This is a genomic window from Streptomyces sp. NPDC087859, from assembly GCF_044742595.1.
GTDB lineage: Bacteria > Actinomycetota > Actinomycetes > Streptomycetales > Streptomycetaceae > Streptomyces > Streptomyces canus_F.
The window spans coordinates 170,976-191,630 of sequence record NZ_JBIUUU010000005.1 but is presented as its reverse complement, the minus strand read 5'-3'; the positions used below and the strand labels follow the sequence as shown (position 1 = coordinate 191,630).

Annotated in this window: 19 protein-coding genes and 2 pseudogenes; 13 read left to right on the top strand and 8 right to left on the bottom strand. The window is 68.9% G+C overall.

Annotated features, from left to right (window positions below; genetic code table 11):
- Positions 1-141: 141 nt before the first annotated feature.
- The 3 genes from ACIOHP_RS13530 to ACIOHP_RS13520 all read right to left on the bottom strand — a co-directional run bounded on the left by ACIOHP_RS13530 (position 142) and on the right by ACIOHP_RS13520 (position 3,023).
- The gene (locus ACIOHP_RS13530; RefSeq protein WP_401886780.1) at positions 142-972 is read right to left on the bottom strand and encodes a citryl-CoA lyase; all 831 of its coding nucleotides are present in this window, start codon (positions 970-972) and stop codon (positions 142-144) included.
- Positions 969-2,171, bottom strand: a complete 1,203-nt coding sequence (locus ACIOHP_RS13525; protein ID WP_401886778.1) for a CaiB/BaiF CoA transferase family protein — start codon at positions 2,169-2,171, stop codon at positions 969-971. Before ACIOHP_RS13525 ends, ACIOHP_RS13530 begins: the two co-directional genes overlap by 4 nt.
- Positions 2,172-2,240: 69 nt before the next feature.
- Complete coding sequence (locus ACIOHP_RS13520) at positions 2,241-3,023, bottom strand: IclR family transcriptional regulator (protein ID WP_401886776.1); 783 nt, start codon at positions 3,021-3,023, stop codon at positions 2,241-2,243.
- A 129-nt stretch (positions 3,024-3,152) separates the two neighbouring features.
- Here ACIOHP_RS13520 and ACIOHP_RS13515 point away from each other — a divergent pair, with 129 nt between their 5' ends.
- The 7 genes and pseudogenes from ACIOHP_RS13515 (at position 3,153) to ACIOHP_RS13485 (ending at position 11,990) form a co-directional block, all read left to right on the top strand.
- A complete protein-coding gene (locus ACIOHP_RS13515) occupies positions 3,153-4,658 on the top strand; it encodes an aldehyde dehydrogenase family protein (protein ID WP_401886774.1) in 1,506 nt (501 codons plus the stop codon).
- A complete protein-coding gene (locus tag ACIOHP_RS13510; RefSeq protein WP_401886771.1) occupies positions 4,655-6,409 on the top strand; it encodes a thiamine pyrophosphate-binding protein in 1,755 nt (584 codons plus the stop codon). The genes ACIOHP_RS13515 and ACIOHP_RS13510 overlap by 4 nt, the downstream gene beginning before the upstream one ends.
- 44 nt (positions 6,410-6,453) lie before the next feature.
- Positions 6,454-7,626 (top strand): ABC transporter substrate-binding protein, encoded by a 1,173-nt coding sequence (locus ACIOHP_RS13505; RefSeq protein ID WP_401886768.1) that lies wholly within the window; start codon positions 6,454-6,456, stop codon positions 7,624-7,626.
- A 17-nt stretch (positions 7,627-7,643) separates the two neighbouring features.
- Entirely contained in the window at positions 7,644-8,513 is an 870-nt protein-coding gene (locus ACIOHP_RS13500; RefSeq protein WP_401886764.1) for a branched-chain amino acid ABC transporter permease, read from the top strand.
- Positions 8,510-10,387, top strand: a complete 1,878-nt coding sequence (locus ACIOHP_RS13495; RefSeq protein WP_401886761.1) for an ATP-binding cassette domain-containing protein — start codon at positions 8,510-8,512, stop codon at positions 10,385-10,387. The genes ACIOHP_RS13500 and ACIOHP_RS13495 overlap by 4 nt, the downstream gene beginning before the upstream one ends.
- Positions 10,388-10,389: 2 nt before the next feature.
- Entirely contained in the window at positions 10,390-11,136 is a 747-nt protein-coding gene (locus tag ACIOHP_RS13490) for an ABC transporter ATP-binding protein (protein ID WP_401886758.1), read from the top strand.
- Between the two features lie 34 nt (positions 11,137-11,170).
- Positions 11,171-11,990, top strand: a pseudogene (locus ACIOHP_RS13485) (shikimate dehydrogenase).
- Between the two features lie 238 nt (positions 11,991-12,228).
- Here the strand turns inward: ACIOHP_RS13485 and ACIOHP_RS13480 are convergent.
- Positions 12,229-12,576, bottom strand: a pseudogene (locus ACIOHP_RS13480) (DUF418 domain-containing protein); the annotation flags it as partial.
- 152 nt (positions 12,577-12,728) lie between these two features.
- Between ACIOHP_RS13480 and ACIOHP_RS13475 the strand changes: the two are divergent.
- Positions 12,729-13,601: a helix-turn-helix domain-containing protein gene (locus ACIOHP_RS13475; RefSeq protein ID WP_401886755.1), complete on the top strand. Its 873-nt coding sequence runs from the start codon at positions 12,729-12,731 to the stop codon at positions 13,599-13,601.
- Between the two features lie 83 nt (positions 13,602-13,684).
- Here the strand turns inward: ACIOHP_RS13475 and ACIOHP_RS13470 are convergent, their stop codons facing one another.
- From ACIOHP_RS13470 to ACIOHP_RS13460, 3 genes are all read right to left on the bottom strand, one after another.
- Entirely contained in the window at positions 13,685-14,800 is a 1,116-nt protein-coding gene (locus tag ACIOHP_RS13470) for an HTTM domain-containing protein (protein ID WP_401886753.1), read from the bottom strand.
- On the bottom strand, positions 14,790-15,386 hold the full coding sequence (locus tag ACIOHP_RS13465) for a DUF5819 family protein (RefSeq protein ID WP_401886750.1): 597 nt from the start codon (positions 15,384-15,386) through the stop codon (positions 14,790-14,792). The genes ACIOHP_RS13470 and ACIOHP_RS13465 overlap by 11 nt, the downstream gene beginning before the upstream one ends.
- A gap of 205 nt (positions 15,387-15,591) precedes the next feature.
- On the bottom strand, positions 15,592-16,857 hold the full coding sequence (locus ACIOHP_RS13460; protein WP_401886748.1) for an ice-binding family protein: 1,266 nt from the start codon (positions 16,855-16,857) through the stop codon (positions 15,592-15,594).
- Between the two features lie 1,027 nt (positions 16,858-17,884).
- Between ACIOHP_RS13460 and ACIOHP_RS13455 the strand changes: the two genes are divergently transcribed.
- The 4 genes from ACIOHP_RS13455 to ACIOHP_RS13440 all read left to right on the top strand — a co-directional run bounded on the left by ACIOHP_RS13455 (position 17,885) and on the right by ACIOHP_RS13440 (position 19,510).
- On the top strand, positions 17,885-18,139 hold the full coding sequence (locus ACIOHP_RS13455) for a hypothetical protein (protein ID WP_401886745.1): 255 nt from the start codon (positions 17,885-17,887) through the stop codon (positions 18,137-18,139).
- An 83-nt stretch (positions 18,140-18,222) separates the two neighbouring features.
- Positions 18,223-18,627 (top strand): ANTAR domain-containing protein, encoded by a 405-nt coding sequence (locus ACIOHP_RS13450; RefSeq protein WP_401886741.1) that lies wholly within the window; start codon positions 18,223-18,225, stop codon positions 18,625-18,627.
- Positions 18,624-18,980 (top strand): PRC-barrel domain-containing protein, encoded by a 357-nt coding sequence (locus ACIOHP_RS13445; protein WP_401886738.1) that lies wholly within the window; start codon positions 18,624-18,626, stop codon positions 18,978-18,980. Before ACIOHP_RS13450 ends, ACIOHP_RS13445 begins: the two co-directional genes overlap by 4 nt.
- 356 nt (positions 18,981-19,336) lie before the next feature.
- On the top strand, positions 19,337-19,510 hold the full coding sequence (locus tag ACIOHP_RS13440) for a hypothetical protein (RefSeq protein ID WP_401886735.1): 174 nt from the start codon (positions 19,337-19,339) through the stop codon (positions 19,508-19,510).
- On the opposite strand, the gene ACIOHP_RS13435 is transcribed toward ACIOHP_RS13440, so the two are convergent.
- The gene (locus ACIOHP_RS13435) at positions 19,507-20,124 is read right to left on the bottom strand and encodes a TetR/AcrR family transcriptional regulator (RefSeq protein ID WP_401886733.1); all 618 of its coding nucleotides are present in this window, start codon (positions 20,122-20,124) and stop codon (positions 19,507-19,509) included. The two genes, ACIOHP_RS13440 and ACIOHP_RS13435, sit on opposite strands and share 4 nt — an antisense overlap.
- A 122-nt stretch (positions 20,125-20,246) precedes the next feature.
- Between ACIOHP_RS13435 and ACIOHP_RS13430 the strand changes: the two genes are divergently transcribed.
- Entirely contained in the window at positions 20,247-20,651 is a 405-nt protein-coding gene (locus ACIOHP_RS13430; RefSeq protein ID WP_401886730.1) for a Dabb family protein, read from the top strand.
- The last annotated feature ends 4 nt before the right edge of the window (positions 20,652-20,655 follow it).

Genomic DNA, 20,655 nt, shown 5'->3' with positions numbered 1-20,655 from the left:
TCGATTCGATCAAGGTCCGCTAGATGGTTCGCGCAAGCCGCAGAATGGGTTCGCGTGGTGGGGGGTCACGTTAGGGACGGCTGTACGTCCGTGACAAGACACGCGGCGGGAGATTTTCGGGCGACGGGGGTCAACCGTGCGTCACAGACGCGGTGTTGGTGCTGCGAGGTGGACCGGCACCATGGAGGGCGGCATGGGGCTCTTGTTGCGGCGCCCCTGCCCGGTCTCCTCCCAGGCGTGCGCGAGGATGCCGACGCTGCGGCTGAGCACGAACAGGCCGCGGGCCAGCGGCGCGGCGAAGCCCAACTCGGCGTAGATGACGGCGGTGGCGCCGTCGATGTTCATGGGTACGGGCTTCCTCCCCTCGCGCCCCCGGTTGAGATGCGCCTCCACGGCGCGGGCCGCCCGCAGGTGAGCGCCCGTCACCAGGCCGTCCGCCACGGCCCGGTCCACCAGGGCGAGCAGAGGGTCGCGGCGCGGGTCGCGGGGATGGAAGCGATGGCCGAATCCGGGCAGATAGCGCGAGCGGGCCCGCCACTCGGCGGCGACCTCCGTCACGGCGCTGTCGAACTCCCGGCTCCGGTCGTGCCGTCCGGCTCGTTCGACGATGTCGCTCAGCAGCTGCACGCACTGCTGACCCGCCCCGCCGTGCACATCGCCGAGCATGTTCACCCCGGTGGCGACGGCACTGTTGAGCCCGATCCCGCAGGTCGCGGCCATGCGCGCAGCGGCGATCGAGGGGGCCTGCGGCCCGTGGTCGACACCTGCCACCAGGGCCGCCTCCAGGAGCCTGGCCTGCTCGGGACGGGGCAGTTCACCGCGGAGCATCAGCCAGATGGTCTCGACGAAGGTCACGTGGCCGATCAGGTCCTGTACGGGATGCTCGCGCAGTTCGATGATCCCGGGTTCGACCCGGCTGACGGCGGTGGCCCACCACGCGGCGACCAGGCCGTCCTGCGGCCCGGCCGTCATGAGGCCGGCGCCTCGGCGACCTGGCGGTGCGCCCGCCAGCGGGCGATCAGCCGTTCCCGCTCCTCGCCGTGCTGGTCGAGCAGCGGGGGCGGGGAGTCCGGCATGAGGGGTTCGCCGTCCACCAGCACGCCGTTGCCGCTGGCCCGCAGCGTGCGGCCGGACCCGTCCGGGTAGGGCAGGTCGGTGAAGAAGCCGCGGTGTGCCAGCTGCTCCAGCTCCACGGCCTCGGGGACCGTCAGAACGCGGGCGGCCGGGACCCCGGCGGCGGACAGCGTCGCCTCCCACTCCAGGGCCGTCTTCCGGCGCAGGGCCGCGTTCAGCTCGGTGTTGAGTTCCGCGCGGTGCAGTTTGCGTGCCTCGCGCTCGGCGAACCTCGGGTCGTCGATCAGGTGGGGCAGCCCGGCGAGGCGGCAGAGCGTGACGAACTGCTCCTGGCGGTTGGCCGCGATGTTCAGTCCTCCGTCGGCGGTCTCGAAAGTCCCTGAAGGCGCGGCGGTGGCGTTCTGGTCGCCCATGGGTTCCGGATCGACGCCACTGATCACATAGTTGGAGACGGCCCAGCCCATCGCGGAGAGGGAGACCTCCAGCATGGAGACGTCCAGCCGCGCCCCCCGCCCGGTCTTCTCCCGTCCCAGCAGGGCCGCGCTGATCGCGAGGGCCGCGCCGAGGCCGCCGAGCGAGTCGCACACCGGAAAGCCCACCCTGAGCGGTGCGGTGTCGGTGGTGCCGGTGATGCTCATCATGCCGGACAGGCCCTGGATGATCTGGTCGTAGGCGGGGGCTGCGCTCATCGGTCCCGACTGCCCGAAGCCGGTGATCGCGCAGCTGACCAGGCGCGGATTGAGCTCCCGCAGCCGGTCGGCGTCATATCCCATCCGGGCCAGCACCCCGGCCCGGAAGTTCTCCAGGAGGACGTCCGCGCCACGCACCAGCTCCTCGAAGTCGGCCCGGTCGCCGGGATCCTTGAGGTCGAGCGCGAGAGATTTCTTGCCGGCGTTCTGGGCGAGGAAGGAAGCACCGATACCAGCCCGGTTGAGCTCCGGATCAGGGCCGAGGCTCCGCGCGAGATCGCCCCTGCCCGGCTGTTCGACCTTGACGACCTCGGCGCCCAGGAGCATGAGGTGGTAACTGCAGTACGGCCCTGCCAGCACGTTGGTGAGATCGAGTACGCGGATTCCTGAGAGCGGTCGTTCGGGCATGCACCGGCTCCTTCTGCGGTTCCTGCGGCTTCTGTGACTGCTCTGGGTTCTGTGGCTGCTGCCGTGCGCTCATTTCACCGGGCTGAGCGGGTGGTCGAATCCCTGCTCCGACATCTGCCGGGCGACCTCGGTGAGCGCGGTGGCGAACCGCTCGATGACGGACTCGGGAAAGCGGTGGCTGGGTCCGCTGAGCGAGAGCGAGGCGACGACGGCTCCGCTGCGGCCGACGACGGGTACGGCCACGGCCGTCAGCCCCTCGTCGCGCTCGCCCCGGCTGACCGCGAAGCCGCGCTCCGCCGCCAGGTCCGCCCATACCCGCAGCTGCCTGGCATGTCCCTCACCGTGCGGGGAACCGACGGCGATCCTGTGCAGCAGGGCGTCGGGGGCCGTCCGCAGCAGGATCTTGGACGAGGCGCCCGCCCACAGCGGGAGTTCGTCGCCGACCCGCACCACATGGCGCAGGGGCTGCGGGCTCTCCTGCTGGGCCACGCAGACGCGGGACAGGCCGCGCAGCATGAAGAGATTGACCGTCTCCTGCTGCTCCTCGGCCAGCTCGCGCATCAGTTTGCGGGTCTCACGGGGCAGTTCCCAGCTGGTGTGGGCCAGGTGCGCCCAGCGCCACAGGCCGGGACCCGCGGTGTAGCCGGCCGGGGTGTCCCAGAGCAGACCGCACTGTTCGAGGGTCTGCACCAGGCGGACGACGGTGGTCTTGGCCAGGCCGGTGGCGTCGACGATCTCCCTCAGCGTGATCGTCGGCTGATCCTCGGTCAGCAGTCCCAGGATGTCCAGGGCCCTGCGCACACTGCGCACCCCGGTCGCCTCGGCCGCCCGCTCATGGTCGGTCTCGCTCACGCGCCGTCTCCCTCCGCTTCGAAACTTCCTCGAACGGCCCTCTTGCCACCGCGAGTTGGCGCCCGTACGTTACACGCCGACCCACAGAGCAGTCCACCAGTACCACTTAGCGGTTTCCTGGGAGATCTCATGCTCGAATCCCTTCTTAAGGCCGGAGCGGACACGGCGGTGGCCGAAGCACCCCCGTATGTCGCCGGCCAGTGGGGTGGCAACGGTCCGGCGCTGGCCCGAACGGGCCCGTACCTGCGCCGAGTTGTCAGCAGGACGACCACAGCGACCGGGGAGGAGATCTCCCGCGCTCTCGCCTACGCCCCCTCCTCGGCCCGAACGGTGGCCGCTCTCGCACCCGCTCTGCGCGCAGACGTCCTGGAGCGAGCATCCCGCGCCGCCTCGGCCCACCGCGAGGGCCTAGCCCGCCTCCTCGCCCTGGAGTTGGGCAAACCCCTCAAGGACGGGCTCGGTGAGATCGACCGGGTGGCGGACACCTTCGCGGTGTGCGCGTCGGAGGCGCGCCACATCGGCGGCGAGACACTGCCCGTCGCGGGCTGGCAGCGCGGCATCGGCAACACGGCCTTCACCTATCGCGCCCCGGCCGGGGTGGCCCTCGCCATCACCCCCTTCAACGCCCCCGCGAACCTCCTCGCCCACAAACTCGGCGCCTCCTTCGCCGCGGGCAACACCACACTCGTCAAAGCCCCACCCCAGGCCCCAGCCGCCACCTCCGCGATCGTGGCACTGCTCCTGGAGTCCGGCATGCCCCCACAGGCGGTGCAGTTGCTGCACGGCGGCGGCGAGGTGGGAGCACTGCTCTGCGCCGCCGACGAAATGGCTGTCATCAGCTTCACCGGCAGCGCGGCGACCGGCCGGGCCGTCGCCCGCGCTGCCGGAGCAAAACGCCTGGTCCTCGAACTGGGCGGGAACGCCGCCACGATCGTCTGCGAGGACGCCGACATCGCACAGGCCGCGAAGGAGTGCGCCCGCACCGGCTACAGCAACTCCGGCCAGAGCTGCATCTCCGTCCAGCGCGTCTACGTCCACCGCTCCCGCTACGACGCCTTCCTCGACGCCTTCACCGCCTGCGTCGACACCCTGAAGGTCGGCGACCCGCTCGACCCGGCCACCGATGTCGGCTCGATGGTCGACGAGGAGGCCGCCGAACGCGTGGTGCGCTGGTCGGCCGCGGCCGCCGGCTCCGGCGCCCGCGTGCTGCGCGGCGGCACCCGCGACGGCGCCACCGCCACGCCCACCATCGTGGCGGACCCGGCGCCGGACTCCTCGGTCGTGGTCCACGAGGTCTTCGGAGCACTCGTCGCGGTGCTCCCGTACGACGACTTCGGCGCGGTCATCGAGGCCTGCAACACCAGCCGCTATGGCTTGCAAGCGGGGCTGTTCACCCGCGACATGGGGCGCATCATCACCGCCTGGCGCGAGCTGGAGACCGGCGCGCTGATCGCCGGCGGCAGCTCCAACTACCGCCTCGACCACGTCCCCTTCGGCGGCGTCAAGGACTCCGGCTTCGGACGCGAGACACCCCGCTCGATGATCGACGACTACACGGTCGTCAAGACCCTGCTGCTCCGCGGACTGTCCGTCTGGGGCGACACGACCTCCATCGACGGGGAGACCGGCGCATGAGCGTGACAGCCGCCCAAGCCCTGGTCGACCAGCTGGAGTCGTACGGAGTCGAGTACGTCTTCGGCACCTGCGGCCACACCAACATCGCTCTGCTGGACGCGCTCGGCCCCAGCCCGATCGAGTTCGTGATCGCCCGCCACGAGCAGGCCGCCGCGCACGCCGCCGACGGCTACGCCCGCGCCTCCGCAAAGCCCGGTGTCCTGCTCACCCACGTCGGTCCCGGCATGATGAACGCGGTCACCGGAGTGGCCACCGCCGCCCTCGACTCGATTCCGCTGATCGTCATCTCCGGCGACGTCCCGTCCTACTACTCCGGCCGCCACCCGCACCAGGAGGTCAACCTTCACGCGGACGCCGACCAGACCGCGATCTACCGGCCGTTCACCAAGCGCGCCTGGAACGTGCACCGCGTCCAGGATCTGGCCCGTACGACCGAGCGGGCGTTCTGGACGGCGACCTCCGGGCGGCCGGGAGCCGTGCTCGTCAACGTACCGATGGACGTGTTCAGCCGTCAGGTCGAGGAGTACGCCGGTGAGTACCCGCTCCCCGGCAGCGCCACGCCCCCCGGTCTCGACCGGACCACCGCCGAGCGGATCGCCCAGACGCTGCTGTGCGCCGAACGGCCGCTGATCTACTTCGGGGGCGGACTGCGTGACCCTGGCGCCCAGCAGTCGCTGTCGGCTCTCGCCGAACACCTCGACATCCCGCTCGCGCACTCCCTGATGGGCAAGGGTGTTCTGCCCGACCGCCATCCCCTGCTGCTCGGGATGCCCGGCTTCTGGGGACTGGATACCACTCACGAGTACACCAAGGGCGCCGATGTGGTCCTCGCACTGGCCACCCGGTTCGCGGAGACCGACGCCAGCTCGTGGGATCCGGCCTACACCTGGACCTTCGGTGACAGGAGCAGCCCGCCCAGCAAGCTCATCCAGATCGACATCGACCCCGCCGAGATCGGCCGCAACTACCCCGTCTCGATCGGTGCGGTCGCTGATGTCGGCGACGCGATACGGGCCATCGGTGCGGCCGTACGGTCCGCCCGACCGGAGCCGCTGACCCGTGACGGGCTGCGCGAGACCATCGCCACCGCCCGCCGGGCCGTCTTCGACACCGCCCGCGAGGACGGCCGCAGCGACAACTTCCCACTGCGCCCGCAGCGCATCCTCGCCGACCTGCGCGAGGCCCTGCCCGACGACGCGGTGCTCGTCACCGACGTCGGCTGGAACAAGAACGGCGTCGCCCAGTGCTACGAACTCCCCGAAGGCGGGCGGTTCATCACCCCCGGCGGAGCCTCGACCATGGGCTTCGGCCCGGCCGCCGCGGTCGGCGTGCAGCTGGCCCGGCCCAACCGCGTGGTGGTCGCCCTGGTCGGCGACGGCGGCATGAGCGCGCAGTTGCCCGCCGTACCGATGGCCGTCGAACAGGGCCTGCCCGTCATCTTCGTGGTGATGAACAACCGGGCCCACGGCACCATCGCCGACCTCCAGGCCTCGTCGTTCGGCCGGTCCTACGGCTGCGAGTTCACGGACGCCGAAGGGCGGCCCTACAGCCCGGACTTCGCGGCCCTCGGACAGTCCTGCGGCGCCGACGGCTACACCGTCACGACCCCCGCCGACCTGTCCAAGGCACTCGCCGACGCGCTCGCCCGACGCAGGCCGGCCGTCATCGACGTGCCGATGGTCAACGAACCCGTGCCGACGCCGGGCCACTGGAACATCAAGGACATCTACCGCGGGTCCTTCGCCGGCTGAACGCCCTACGACTCCCTGTCCTCCGCTCACACCGAGGTGACCTCATGACCCGCACCAGCACCCCACGACCACGCACCACCGCCCGCGCCGCCCTCTGGACGGCCGCCGCGCTGGCCGCCGCCCTCACCGCATGCAGCGCGCCCGGCGAATCCACGGACGCCGATGCCAAGGCGTCATCCGGACCCATCAAGGTAGCCGTCGTCAACGCGCAGAGCGGGCAGCTCAGTTCACTGGGCGACTGGGAGTACAAGGGCGCCAAGCTCGCCGTCGACGAGTGGAACAAGAAGGGCGGCATCGACGGCCGCAAGATCCAGCTGAAGCTCTTCGACGACCAGGGCGACCCGACCACCGGCACCAACCTCGCCCGCAGGCTGGTCAGTGAGAAGTACGTCGCCATGATCGGTACGGCGGAGAGCGCCGTGACCATCGCCATGGCGCCGGTGCTCCAACAGGCGAAGATCCCGAACATCACCTCCGGCCAGTCCGACGGCCTGGTCGCGCTGAAGAGCCCGTACCTCTTCCTCAACGGACCGACCAGCACCACCTACGACTCGACGCTCGCCCAGCACCTGGTGAAGGACAAGGGCTTCAAGAAGATCGCCATGATCACGAACAACGGCTCCTTCGGGAAGGGCGAGCACGACGCGTTCCTCAAGGCCGTGACAGGGCTCGGGGTGAACCCGTCCACCGACCAGGTGGTCACCACTGACCAGAAGGAGTTCAGCGCGGCACTGACAAAGATCCGGTCCACGAAGCCGGAGGTCATCTTCATCGGCTCGGAGGAGGTCGAAGCGGGACTGATCGTCAAGCAGGCCCGGGACCTGGGCATCACCGCCCCCTTCGCGGGCGCCGCACCGCAGGGCACCCCCGTCTTCATCGACACCGCGGGCCAGGCAGCCGTCGAGGGCACCATCGTCAGCTCGCCCTACCTGAGCAACGACGTCAACGACGCCTCCAAGAAGTTCGCCGCCGCGTACGAGGCCGCATACGGCAAGGAGGCGGAACTGCACGGGGCCAAGGCCTACGACGGCGCGAACATCCTGCTGACCGCGCTGAAAACCAGCAAGGGCGCGACCGGCGAGGAGCTCGCGGACGCGATCCGCGACACCCGGTACAAGGGCCTGCTCGGTGACTTCCAGTACGACGAGACCGGGGTCGGCATCACCAAGACCACCATCGGCGTCATCCGCGACGGCAAGCTCGTCCCGCAGCAGTAGGCACCGGGAGCACTGACGTGCAAGAGACACTCCAGACACTCGTCGGAGGCCTGAGTCTCGGGGCGATCTACGCCCTGGTCGCCATGGGGTTCTCCCTGGTCTACCGGACCATGGGGCTGGTCAACTTCGCCCACGCCGACATCGCGATGATCGGCGCGTATGCGGCCTCCACCTTCTATCTGACCTCCAAACTGCCCTTCGCCGTCGCCATGGTCGTGGCCATCGCGGTCACCGCCGCGATCGGCCTGGTCATCGAGCGGGTGCTGCGGCCGCTCGAGAACAAGGACTTCGACCTGATGCTGATCGGCACGATCGGCTTCGGCATCGTCCTGCAGGCCGTCGCCATCCTGATCTGGGGCACCACCGGACGGGCCGTCCGCTCACCCGTCCGGTCCGCCCCGCTCGACCTGTTCGGGGTGCGCGTGCGCACGTACGACCTGATGGTGATGGCCGTCGCGGCACTCGCCGTGACCGGTCTCGCCTGGTTCCTCGCGCGTACCAAGCGCGGCGCCGCCATGCAGGCCGTCGCCATGGACCATGAGGCGGCTACCGCCGTCGGCATCAACGTCGGTCGCAGCAACGCCCTGGCCTTCTCGATCGGGGCGGGCCTCGCCGCCCTGGCCGGCGGCCTCGTCGGTCCCATGCTGTACGTCGACGCCTCGCTCGGCGGCGCACTCGGCATCAAGGGCTTCGCCGCGGCGATGCTCGGCGGCTTCGGCTCCATACCGGGCGCTGTCGTCGGCGGACTAGCGATCGGCGTCCTCGACTCCTATGCGGCCGGCCACTTCCAGGGCTACTCGGTGCTCGTGACCTTCCTGGTCTTCACCGTCGCCATCATGATCCGCCCGATGGGTGTCTTCGGGGAGAGGACGGTGAGCCGCGCGTGAAGTTCCGTGTCGGAGGACTCGGTGCGTTGGCGGCGGCCGCCTGGCTGCTGCCGTACGGCCTGGGCGGTTACTCCATCCATGTCGTCAACATCGCGCTCATCTATGCCCTGTTGGCTATCGGCATGGGCCTGGCCATGGGCATCTCCGGGCAGATCAACCTCGCCCAGGTCGCGTTCTTCGGCGTCGGCGCGTACACCCTCGCCATTCTCACCACCGACTCCGGATACGGGTTCTGGGCGGCGGCGGTCATCGCCCTGCTCGCGACCATGGCGACCGGCCTGTTCGTCGGCATACCAGCCCTGCGCATGCAGTCCCATTACCTGGGGATCGTCACACTCGGCCTGGCACTCGGCTTCATCAACTGGATCACCAACGCCTCGGTCACCGGCGGCGCCGACGGCATCTCCGGAATCCCGCTGCCCACCCTGCCCGGCATCGATCTCTCCAGCGAATACCTCTACTACTACCTGGAGTTGGTGGTCTGCGCACTCGGTCTCGGCTTCGGGCTCTTCGTCGTCCGCACGTCCCTGGGGCGACGACTGCGCGCGATGCGTGACGACTCCCTGGCCGCCGGCGCGATGGGCGCGGAGATCCCTCTGCTGCGAATGACCGCGTTCCTGCTCGCCAGCCTGTACGGGGGCCTGGCCGGGGTCCTGTACGCGGGCCTCATCCGCTATGTCGCCCCGGAGACCTTCTCCATCGGCAACATGTTCATCCTGCTCGCCATGGTCATCATCGGCGGACGGCGTTCCCTCGTCGGCTGTGTGGTCGGTGCGGTCGGGCTGACCCTGATCCGCGAGTGGCTCTCCGACTTCTCGACGTACGCGCAGCTCGGATACGGCATGGTGGTCGTCCTCATGGTCGTCTTCGCGCCGACCGGACTCGCCGGAGTCCCCTCCCGCGTAAGGGGGTTCGTGAACCGATGGCGCCGGGGGAAGGACGAGGACCGTGCGCGACTGCGCCCCTTCCAGCCGTACGAACCGGTCGAGACGCCCGGTGCCGCGGACGAGCCACTCCTGGAAATCCGGTCCGTGACCAAGGATTTCCGCGGGTTGCGCGCCCTGGACGATGTCTCCCTCACTGTCGAGCCCGGCGAGATTCGCGGCATCGTCGGCCCCAACGGCTCGGGCAAGACCACCCTGTTCAACGTGATCAGCGGCTTCTACCGGGCCAGTTCGGGACAGGTGCGATTCGCCGGCCGCGACACCACGTCCGCCCGCCCCTACGCGCTCTCCCTCCTCGGCGCGGCCCGTACCTTCCAGAACCTGCGCCTGTTCGGGCAGTTGACCGTCCGCGAGAACATCCTGGTCGCGCTCGACCGTAGCCGGACGTACACGATCTGGCAGTACGCGCTGTGGCAGCCCGGTGTCCTACGCCGCGAGCGGCAGCTTCGCCGCCAGGCACAGGACCTTCTGGAGCGCTTCGGCCTCACCGACTTCGCCGAGGCCGCGCCCGGCTCCCTCCCCTACGGCATTCAGCGGCGCATCGAGATCGCCCGCGCCATGGCCGCCCGGCCCCGACTTCTGCTGCTCGACGAACCGGCCGCCGGGCTGAACGGCGAAGAAGTGCAGCAGCTCACCCGCATCGTGCGCTCCATCCGCGACAGCGGCACCACGGTCGTCCTCATCGAGCACAACATGGGCCTGGTCATGTCCCTGTGCGAGCGCGTCACGGTCCTCTCCAGCGGCGGGGTCATCGCCGAGGGCACGCCGGCCGAAGTGGTCGCCGCCCCCGAGGTGATCGAGGCATATCTCGGGGATTCCGCGATGGCCGACGTTGCGCGACCGGAGCCCGCCCCGCCCAAAGCCCCTGCGACTCCACCCCAAGCCCCTGCTTCGGCCGAGGCACCTGCTTCGAAGGAGGCAACCCGTTGAGGATGCTCCCCGCTCTCCGTGCGCCTCGTACCGAAACCGCCGCCACACTCACCGTCGACGACCTGTCCGTGCACTACGGCGGGGTCCGCGCGGTCACTTCGATCAGCTTCAGCGTGGAACCGGGGGCGTCGGTGGGCATCATCGGCGCCAACGGCGCGGGCAAGACCTCCACCCTCAAGGCCCTGATGGGCCTCGTACCGCGCGGCGGCGGACGTATCACGCTCGGCGACCACGACCTGACTCGCGTGCGGGCCCGCGACATGGTCCGGCACGGCATCGGCTACGTACCGGAGGGCCGGCATGTGTTCCCCGGCTTGACGGTGGAGAAGAACCTCCTCCTCGGCGCGTACGCCCGCCGCTGGGACGCCGATACCCGGGCCACGCTCGCAGAGGTGCACGAACTCTTCCCGGTGCTGGGCGAGATGGGTGAGCGCCTGGCCGGGGCGCTCTCCGGCGGGCAGCAGCAGATGCTCTCCATCGGCCGCGCCCTGATGGCCAAGCCGCGCATCCTGCTGCTCGACGAACCGTCCATGGGACTTTCCCCCAAGCTCGTCGGCGAGATCCTGAGCGCGCTGAAACGGCTGCGCGAGGAGGGGCTGAGCCTGCTCCTCGTGGAGCAGAACGCCAAGCTCACCTTCGGCGCGACCAGCCACTGCCTGGTCATGGAGAACGGCAGCGTCGCCATGACCGGCACTTCCGAGGAGCTCAGCCGGGATGCCCGGGTGCGCCAGATCTACCTCGGACTGTGAAGCGTTCGTGGGGGTCATGGAAGGGAGCGCAGCGATGGACCAGGACTCGTATCTCGTCGGCCTGATCGGCTCCGGCATAGGCCCCTCGCTGAGTCCCGCGCTCCACGAACGCGAGGCGGACCGGCAGGGCCTGCGCTACCGCCCCCGAGAAGGTGGGTGAACTGCTGGACGCCGCCCAGGACACGGGCTTCACCGGCCTCAACATCACCCACCCCTGCAAGCAGCTCGTCATCGAGCACCTCGATGTCCTCTCCGCGCAGGCCGAGGCAGTCGGTGCGGTCAACACCGTAGTCTTCGAACAGGGGCGGGCGACCGGCCACAACACGGATGTCACCGGGTTCGGGGCCTCATTCACCCGCTCTCTGCCCGAGGCCCGCCTGGAGCGGGTGGTGCTGCTCGGGGCCGGAGGAGCCGGTGCGGCCCTCGCCCACGCGGTGCTCGCCCGCGGCGCCGGACACCTCACGATCCTCGACCTGCTGCCCCACCGCGCGGCCGCCCTCGCGGCCGGCCTGAACCGGCACTACGGCGCAGGGCGCGCGTCCGCGGAAACCCAGGGCCGCCTCCCCGAGTTGCTGGCCCGTGCGGACGGCCTCCTGCACGCCACCCCCACCGGAATGGCCGCACACCCCGGACTGCCCCTTCCGGCCGAACTCCTGCATCCCCGTCTGTGGATCGCCGATGTGGTCTATCGGCCGCTGGAAACAGAACTGCTGCGCACCGCACGCGCCCGCGGCTGCACCGTCCTCGACGGCCTCGGCATGGTCGTCTTCCAGGCCGCCGACGCCTTTCGGCTGTTCACCGGCCGGGAGCCGGACAGCGCACGGATGCTCGCCGATGCCGACGAACTCGCCTGAGCCGCCGCAGTCCGCAGTCGGCCATCACTGTCGTGCGCGCAAACCGTCGTCAACCTCGGTAACCGCACGCCAGCGCAGCAAGGCGCGCGCTGACCCGCAAACCCGACACGGAGGACACGGACCAGCACGCTGCCCGTCGAGCAGTCGCTGGAGGCCGCGGGGCGCCCCGTGACAACTCGCTCTGCGAACCATTCATGCCGTGGTGGGACGTGGAGGGGAGCCACTCCGGCCGGGCATGGCGGATGTGCTTCGTCGGCTTCGCGGCGGCGTTGAGGAGATGCTCCAGGGGTCCGCGGCGGAAGACTGGGGACCAGATCGCGGCGGACGCGATCGCCCCGAGGACGAACAGGAGCAGTGACACCCAGGACTGCCGGCGCTGCCGGGGCCCGCTGGGCATGGGCAGCGCGGACTGTACGACGAAGTGGCCGACGTAGGCGGTCGGGGACTTGATGCCCACGGCGACGAGCGGTGCGGGCAGGCGGCGCAGTCGCGGCAGGCGGGCCATCGCCACCGTCGAGCCCACGATCACGCAGGTCGCGACGCCCATGCTGCCGAACGTGGTGCCGCTGTGCGGCCCGGCTGTCAAGGGCGTCCATGTCCGGGCTCGAGGCAAATGACAGAGTCACCGTCCGTTCTGGTGGCCCGACGAACAAGACGGCATGGCGCATGATCAACACCCCGTGCTCCATGGCAATCTGCGGCCCAGCAGGATGACTCGGAGCCGGAGGTACACCGCTCGTGGCGGCGAACAGCAACCCCACCATCAGGAGACGCCGTCTGGGAGCCGAGTTTCGCCGGCTTCGCCTGGCCAGTGGACTGAAGAGCGCAGAGGTGGCCGAGCTACTCATGGTCTCCCAGCCAAAGATCAGCCACTTGGAGAACGGTAACCGCGCCATCAGCCCCCGCGACGTACGCGACCTGTGCGCGATCTACGGAGTGACGGACCAGCAAGTCATCGACTCCCTGATGCAGATGGCCAGGGAATCCGGGCAACAGGGCTGGTGGCACGCCTACGGCGACATCCCCCAGAGCATCTACATCGCCCTGGAGACGGACGCCACCTCCCTCCATGCCTACGAGTCCATGACGATCCCCGCTCTGCTGCAGACCCCCGGCTACGCCCACGCGGTCATCAAGGAAACGATGCCGCCACTCACTGCCGAACAGGCCGGCGCGCGCCTGAAGGTGCGGCTGCGCCGACAGCACCGGATCTATGACCCGGCCCGTCCGCTGCGCCTGTCGGTCGTCCTGGACGAAACGTCACTGCGTCGCGTCGTCGGCAGCCCGGATCTCATGCGGGAACAGCTGGAGCACCTGAACGCGCTCGGAGCCGAGCCGCACATCATGGTGCAGGTCCTCCCCTACACGGCGGGCGCCCATCCGGGCCTGTCAGGACAGTTCTCCATCCTGCGGTTCGCCGACAGTTCCGCGGCGGCGGTGGTGCATCTGGAGCGGTTCACCAGCGACCTCTACCTGGAGAAGCCCTGCGATGTGCAGCATTACAGCGTGCTCCATGACCACCTCCAGGCCCAGGCGCTCAGCCCCGACAGCAGTCGCGACTTCATCACCGACATCACCAAGATGTACATCGACGCGGCCAGCCACCTCTGAGTGCGGCGAAGGTCGGTGAGCGCACGATCCGCACCCGCATGGCTGATGACCCATCGCCGGTCGGACACCCGACCGCAGGGCCATCAGTGGCTCGACGGTGCGGGTTGTGACGGTACGAGTGCCGGCTCTCCGCGCGACGGGGCCCCCGTGGCCCAGACGTCTGGCCGCCTGCTGATGCGCCGCCACAGTCGTCCCAGCGACCGATAGAAGCGGTCCGGCAGGAACACGGCGTCCGCGATGATCATCGCGCCGGAGAAGAGTGGCAGCCCCATGAGGACGGCGATGCCCAGGTGCATGCCCAACAGCATGGTCAGGACCGGGTACTTGAGCCGCCCGAACAGGACGAACGGGAAGGCGACCTGCAGCAGCACCGTCAGGTAACAGGTGATGGCGATCAGTACGTCGTGCTCGTCCGCCATGAGGGAGAGCTCGGGCCAGGGCCGGAACAGGTCGAGGTTCAGGACGTAGTGGAGGGCGGTGCCGTTGCCCCAGGTTCCGCCCTGCGCCTTGTAGAGGCCCGCGGATCCGTAGAGGAAGCAGACCTGGGCCGCGATGACGAACATGCCGCAGTTGTGCAGCACCGACGTCAGGGTCCGGCGGGAATTCCGGAGCCCGGCCGCAGCCCGAACCACCGGCGGGCGCGTGGGTTTCCCTGTGGAGGCTCGGAGCCGGGTTCTGCGCGCGTCCAGGGACCAGCGTCGGCCGCATGCGGTGAAGACCAGGTACACGGCCATCAGGAGGACGAGGTTGTCTCCGCCGTCGGTCATGAAGATGGCCCTGGAGTGGAACGAGGCCACCACGACCGCGAACAGCACGGACACCGCTCTGGTCCGCCAACCCGCCATGAACAGCGCGGAGGTGACGAGTGCCAGCACGTAGCAGCTCTCGAAGTACGCCCGGCTGTCGGACAGGGTGAGGATGCTTGCCCACCCCGTCTGGTCGAACAGCTGCCTGGCCAGCTCGGGCGTCCAGGGTGAGCCGGGGCCCCAGATCTGGTCACGGTGCGGAAACTCACGCAGCAGGAAGACGAGATAGAACAGGCCGTATCCGATCCGGAGGACCGCGGCGGCGTACAGCGAGACCGGCCGGTCGGTCACGACGGTGAACAACTCACCGATCCGCCCGGATACATGGCGCCGCGCGCCCGCATCCGCCTCGGGAGTGCGCCGACACGGCGGGAGCGACTGCTCAGTTTCCATGGGAGTCCACCTTCCACCAGGGCAGGTACCGCGTTTCGGCAGGCCTCGTCGCCGCGGCGGACGCGTCGGGGCCGCTCGCCGCGGCAGGCGCGGCGATGGGCACAGTGATCACCCGCAGCTGGACGGACTCGAAGGTGCCGCCACGGTGGCCGGCGATGCGATCCGCCGCGATGTTGGTCAGGTACCGCTGCACCATCAGCGCCCGCTCCGAGCGGGGCCGGTCGTCGCCACCATGGGTTTCGACGTACGAACTCCACGCCCGCCGCAGCATGTTCTGCGCCGTATGGCTCGGGAAGGCGTTGTGCTCGACCGCGGAGTTGTCGACGGCGGTCAGGTCGAACCAGCCGCTCACCCGGACGGTGCCGTCCGGGGCGGTGTGCAGGGTCCTCGCCGAGATCTGCCGGTTGACCGACTCCGGATCCGGTGCGAAGAGTCTCCAGTTCTGCTCGAACAGGGGGAAAATCCACGCACTGACCTGCCGGCTGTACTGCTGGGAAAGCGGGTTGGGGGGTGCCACGTGCAGGAACACGAGGAGAACGTGGACCAGGGCCGTCGCCAGACACAGGGCCACGGCGGCGCTCGTCATGGCTCTCAGGAGGACGGGCGGAGACTGCGAAGAATTTTGGAGCGCAGGGATTTCCCCTCCCCGGACCTTCTCCCTTGTCGGCTCGGGCCCCACGGGCCCTTCCGTCCTGGCTTCTCTCACTGCTTCTCCTGAGATCTCGCCGGCGGCGCGCGACGGAACTGCCACGGTCCGGCGCGCGCCGCCGGTCCTGATTGCTCACATGGAGCTAGTCAGACTTCCCGTGGTGATCTCCGTGACCACTGCCGTAGCTCGCGGGCTTCCCGTCGGGGCCGTAGCCCTCGGACTTTCCGCCCTGGCCGTGGTCGTCGGGCTTCCCACCGTGACCGTGGTCGTCGGGCTTCCCACTGTGATCGTGGTCGTCGGGCTTCCCACTGTGATCGTGGTCGTCGGGCTTTCCGCCGTGGTCGTGGCCGTTTCCGCCGGTCGCCCCACCGGTTTGGCCGCCTGTCGCACCGCCGACGGAGCCGCCACTGGTGGCGCCCGCTACGAGGCCGCCCAGCACGCCACCGGTGGTTCCACCGGACGTCAGAACGCCGCCCAGAACACCACCGGTTCCACCACCCGTCGGCACACCGCCGATGACACCGACCGTGGTGTTACCTGTGGTGCCCTCCGTCGTGCCACCTGATGTGGCACCGGCGATCACACCACCCGTGATCAAGCCACCGGTCGTGCCACCGGTGCCCCCGGCCGCACACGGCCCCAGGAAGATCCTGTTGGTGTCCAGCGTCACGGCGCCGTTACCGGTGCCGCCCGCATCGGCCAGCAGTCGGCCGTTGATGGTCGCTCCCGTGGTGGCACTGATCGACTCGCTGGCCAGGATGGTGCCCACGAACGAGGTGTTGGTACCGAGCGTGGCCGAACTGCCCACCTGCCAGAACACGTTGCACGGCGATGCGCCGTTGACGAGGCTTACCGAGCTGTTCTCGGCTGCCGTCTTCAGGGTCGAACCGATCTGGAACACCCAGACGGCATTGGGGTTGCCCTGGGCGTCCAGGGTGAGTGTGCCGGTGATCTGTGCGCTGCTGGTCGCCCTGTAGAGGCCCGGCGTCAGCACCTCGCCGCCGAACTCGTGGGGAGCGTCCCCGTACACCACGGGGTCCAGCGACTGTCCGGCGGCCTGGTTGTACGCCGTGGTCAGCTCGATCTTGGCCTGGCCCGCGTGGGCATCGGCAGCGTGCAGAGTCCCGGGCGGGGTCACAATGCCGGGCGGGAACCCGGTGATGGCTGTACCGGGGCTCACACCGACGTTGAGACCTTCGACCACAGTGGGGCCGGTGTTGGTGACCGTCGCACCACCCAGTACGCCGTAAGTGGCCAGCGTCGTACCGATTGGCACGGGGGTGGCAATGGCGTTTGCGCGTGTCGGCGTCAGCGCGAGGACGACAGCGGCGATCACCACGGCCGTCACCGCCGCGACCCAGGCCGACATGATTCGTCGTGGAGGAGCGTCAGGGATATTCAGCGTCATCGAAGGGCCAACTCCTTGTTACGGATGGTCTTGGCGGTTCCCGGTCGCACAGAATCGCCTGCTTCTAGCGTTGGCATATTACTGAGAAGCGTGCCGGTCGGTGATTACGCGAGCGAGTTATCTGGAATCGGCGAATGGGCCGTGAAATGCATAGGAATACTTAATGGGCCGCATGAATCAAAAATCGGAACTATCGCCAGAGACGTCCGCCCGGCACGGCCGACGGAAGGAAGCGCACCACCCGGAGTGGGCATACCCCACGGTCAGACCGACGCACCACGTCATTCGGCGCGCGGCAGGCAGCGGGAAAAGCGCATTCGAGACATTGCTCGGAACACTTCCGATCCGCACCGCCCGCAGTGCTATCAACTGCGTGCCGGTTCACTCTCCCGCACAACCGCCCGGAAGGGCCAATCCGGCGTGTTTGCGCCGGAGCCGCTGCCACCGCCGCCATCGGCGATACCGGGACCGGGAAAATGCCGAATGATGGCCACCGTGCACATCCACGTCGCCGTGCAACGCCGAGAATGCCCGGCCGAACCCCCTCGAGCCGCGGCCCGGGGAACGCGCCATCCGCAACGTGGACCCTGGAGTGCAGCATGAGCGCCCGCCGACCACTATCGAGGCCACGGGCCCTTATGAGCTCGGAACACGATCATGAGCCGGCCCACTTGAGGCGTCGCCAACAGATCAGGCTGCAGGCCAGGGAGACGAAGGCATCGTGAAGGAAATGGCCGTTGACGCACGTGAACTGGCCACCGGTGCTGATGTCTCGTCGACGGTACGGATGTCGACTGGCGCGCAGAGGGCCCCGGCACGCCGACAGTACGACGCTGCCGGAGGCGGGGGCGGCATGGCGCACGCCAGCCTTCGCAGCAGTTCCCCGACAGGTGCCAAGCGGCCGCCCATGCCAGGCCGGACGCGCTGACGTCGCACTGTATCCGTAACCTTTGGGCAGGACTACGCTGTGGAGTAAGGCCCCAGTCCCCGGTATCGAAGCTGTGTTCCGCTCCCGGGAAGGCCCACCGTGTTCCTCCTGCTGCTCATCGTCATCGCGGTCCTGTTCGGCTTCCTCAATCCCATCTGGTGGGTGGCTGGGGCTGTACTGGTCTACGGCGTCACCCGGCACGCCCGCGATCGCGGCGGCGGACGGACCCGAAACGGCGGTGCCGACCTCGGGGACTACCGGCAGCGCCGGGATCGCTGGGACCGGCGCTACAGCCGCCAGAACAGTGCGCGTCGGCGGCGCGAGGATCGCCGGGACCACGAACACCACGAGTGACCCTTGTAATGGACCGGCAGCCACGGCTTCCGGGACGACTCACGCCAGGCCGGACACGTCCCAAACGCCAAGAGGTACATGCCATGCAACGCACGACCGTGATCCAACAGGAGTGGTGGGGCCTACGGGCCGAGGCCACATGGGGGAACGCGCCCACAAGGCAGGATGTCGTCGCACTGCGCGCCGAAAACGATCAGCTGCGGCGGGCTCTGGCCAGCCGCGCGGTCATCGACCAGGCCCGCGGCATGATGATGATCCTGACCCCCTGCCACCGCGGGGCGGCCAGGAAGTTGCTGGTGGATGTCTCCCGGCAGTGCGACGCCCGCCTCCCGGAGGTGGCCGCGGCACTGGTCGGCGCCTGGGAGGGCAAGCCGCTCCCGGAGCACATGCAGAGGGCGATGCGTCGTACGGTGCGGCGCTTCCACGCGGATACCCAGGGGTGCGGCTCACGGCCGTCGAGTGGGTCGTTCAGGAGGAAGAGGCCATGATTCACGCAGCCGACGTCCGGGAATGGCGTAATCGCGACGTCGTCGACACCGAGTCGCACAAGATCGGTGTCCTGGAGGCCGTCTATGTGGACACCACCACCGACGAGCCGGCCATGGCCACGGTACGAACCGGACTGCCGAGCCGGCGGCGGCTGGTCTTCGTCCCTCTCAATGACGCGATCGCCGGGCCCGACTATCTCAAAGTCGGGTATGTCAGGAAGCTGGTGAAGCAGGCCCCTTCGATCGGCACCGACGACGTCCTGCCCGCCGAGCAGGAGGAAGCGATCTTCAAGCACTACGGACTGCCGTACGAGCCCGGTGCGGCCGGCGAACGGCAACTGGCACGCCGCTGACCACCCTACGGCTGGGAAAACTGCCCGGTACGGTACGCACCGCGCACCAGGTGACCGCGCCCTATGAAGAACGGCGACTGCTGAGAGCTGCGCCTGTAGCGGAGGGCGCGACTTTATTGACGGAGGTCCCCGAACTACGCGCCAGGAACGAGCAGTTGGGACGGGCCCAGGCCTGGCCGGGCGGTGATCGACCATGCAGCCGGCATGGTGATGGCCCTGGCACCGCGGCACAGCGACGGGGGCGAACATCGCGGCACTGATCCTGAGTATCGTCGTCTACCTGTTCGACGCCAACACCGCCTGGAGCCGCTCCAGGGCCGCGGTCGTGTCCGGCTCTCCGCGATTTCAAGGTCAAGATGGCAACGACCCATGCCGCTGCCCGCGCCGGTGACCTCGCCGTCGAGCTCGAACACCGTCTCCAGAGCCTCCTCGACGTCGTCACGATCGATCGGCAGCCGCACGAAGACGATCTCGACGAACACTCCGGTCCTCCCTCTACCCCTGCGAACCACAGCGGTCAGAGCACCTAGCTGGTCGCCGGTCGACCGTTCGCCAGCGCCTCGGTTCGCCAGCCGAGAAGGATCGCGCGGAGCGCCTGTTCGGCGAGGCGGCGGGCGCGATCGCTGCCTACGTTGCCGAGGTAACTGAGCGACGCGATGCCGTACAGCGTGCCCCAGAGGATCTCGCAGGCCTGGTCGAAATCGGCCAGGACCACGTCGTGTGCAGCCGACCAGGTGGTGAGCAGCTCCTTGAGGACCTCGATGACCGGTTCCGCGACGCGTCGGCGTTCGTCCGCGTCGACCACCGGGTCGTTCATGACCTGGAAGAGGTGGGGGTGCTCGCCGGCGAACCGGACGTACTGCGACGCGATGCGCGTCATGCGCCGGTCCGTATCGGGCTCCTGCACCGCTTGGCGGAACTCGGTCAGCATCAGGCGGTGACCGTACGCGACCAGCTCCAGTACGAGCGCGTCCTTGTTGGCGAAGTGCTGGTAGACGACGGGGGCGGAATATTCGACGTCGGTGGCGATGCGCCGGATCGTCAGGGCCGCGACGCCCTCGGTCTCGAGTACGTGCAGCGCGGCCTCGATGATCCGCTCCCGGGTGTTCGCCCGTTCGCGGGCCCGTCTCGTGCTGGTCGACATGGTCCGTCACTTCGCTTCGATGGTGTCCTCGAACCCTAGTCACCGCCTTGACCGTGCCGACGACGCGCGTCATAGTTAACGCCGTTAGGAATTCTAACAACGTTAGGAACGGGTAGTAAGTCATGATTTACCACATCAACAGGGTCACGATGAAAGCCACTGCGACGTCTGAGCAGATCGAGGGGGTGCTGGAGAGCTGGCGCGATCAGGGCCGGTCGAACCCCGCCATCAAGTCCTTCGTCGTCGGCCGCGACCACGGCGGCAACTACACGTACGGCGCGGTGTTCGTCGTCGAACATCTCGACGGGCTCTTCGCCTACCTGACGCACCCGACCACCTACCAGACCGACCACCTCGGGCTGCACCTGGTCGAACGGCTGGAGATCTTCGACGTCAGTGACGACGACGACCCTGACCTGAACGCCAAGATCCAGGAACTGCACAGGCGCCGCAACGAGCTCAACCCGCAGATCGCCGGCCTGCTCGCCGACGTGCCCACCTATACCGGCTCCGGCGTGGACAACTGACCGA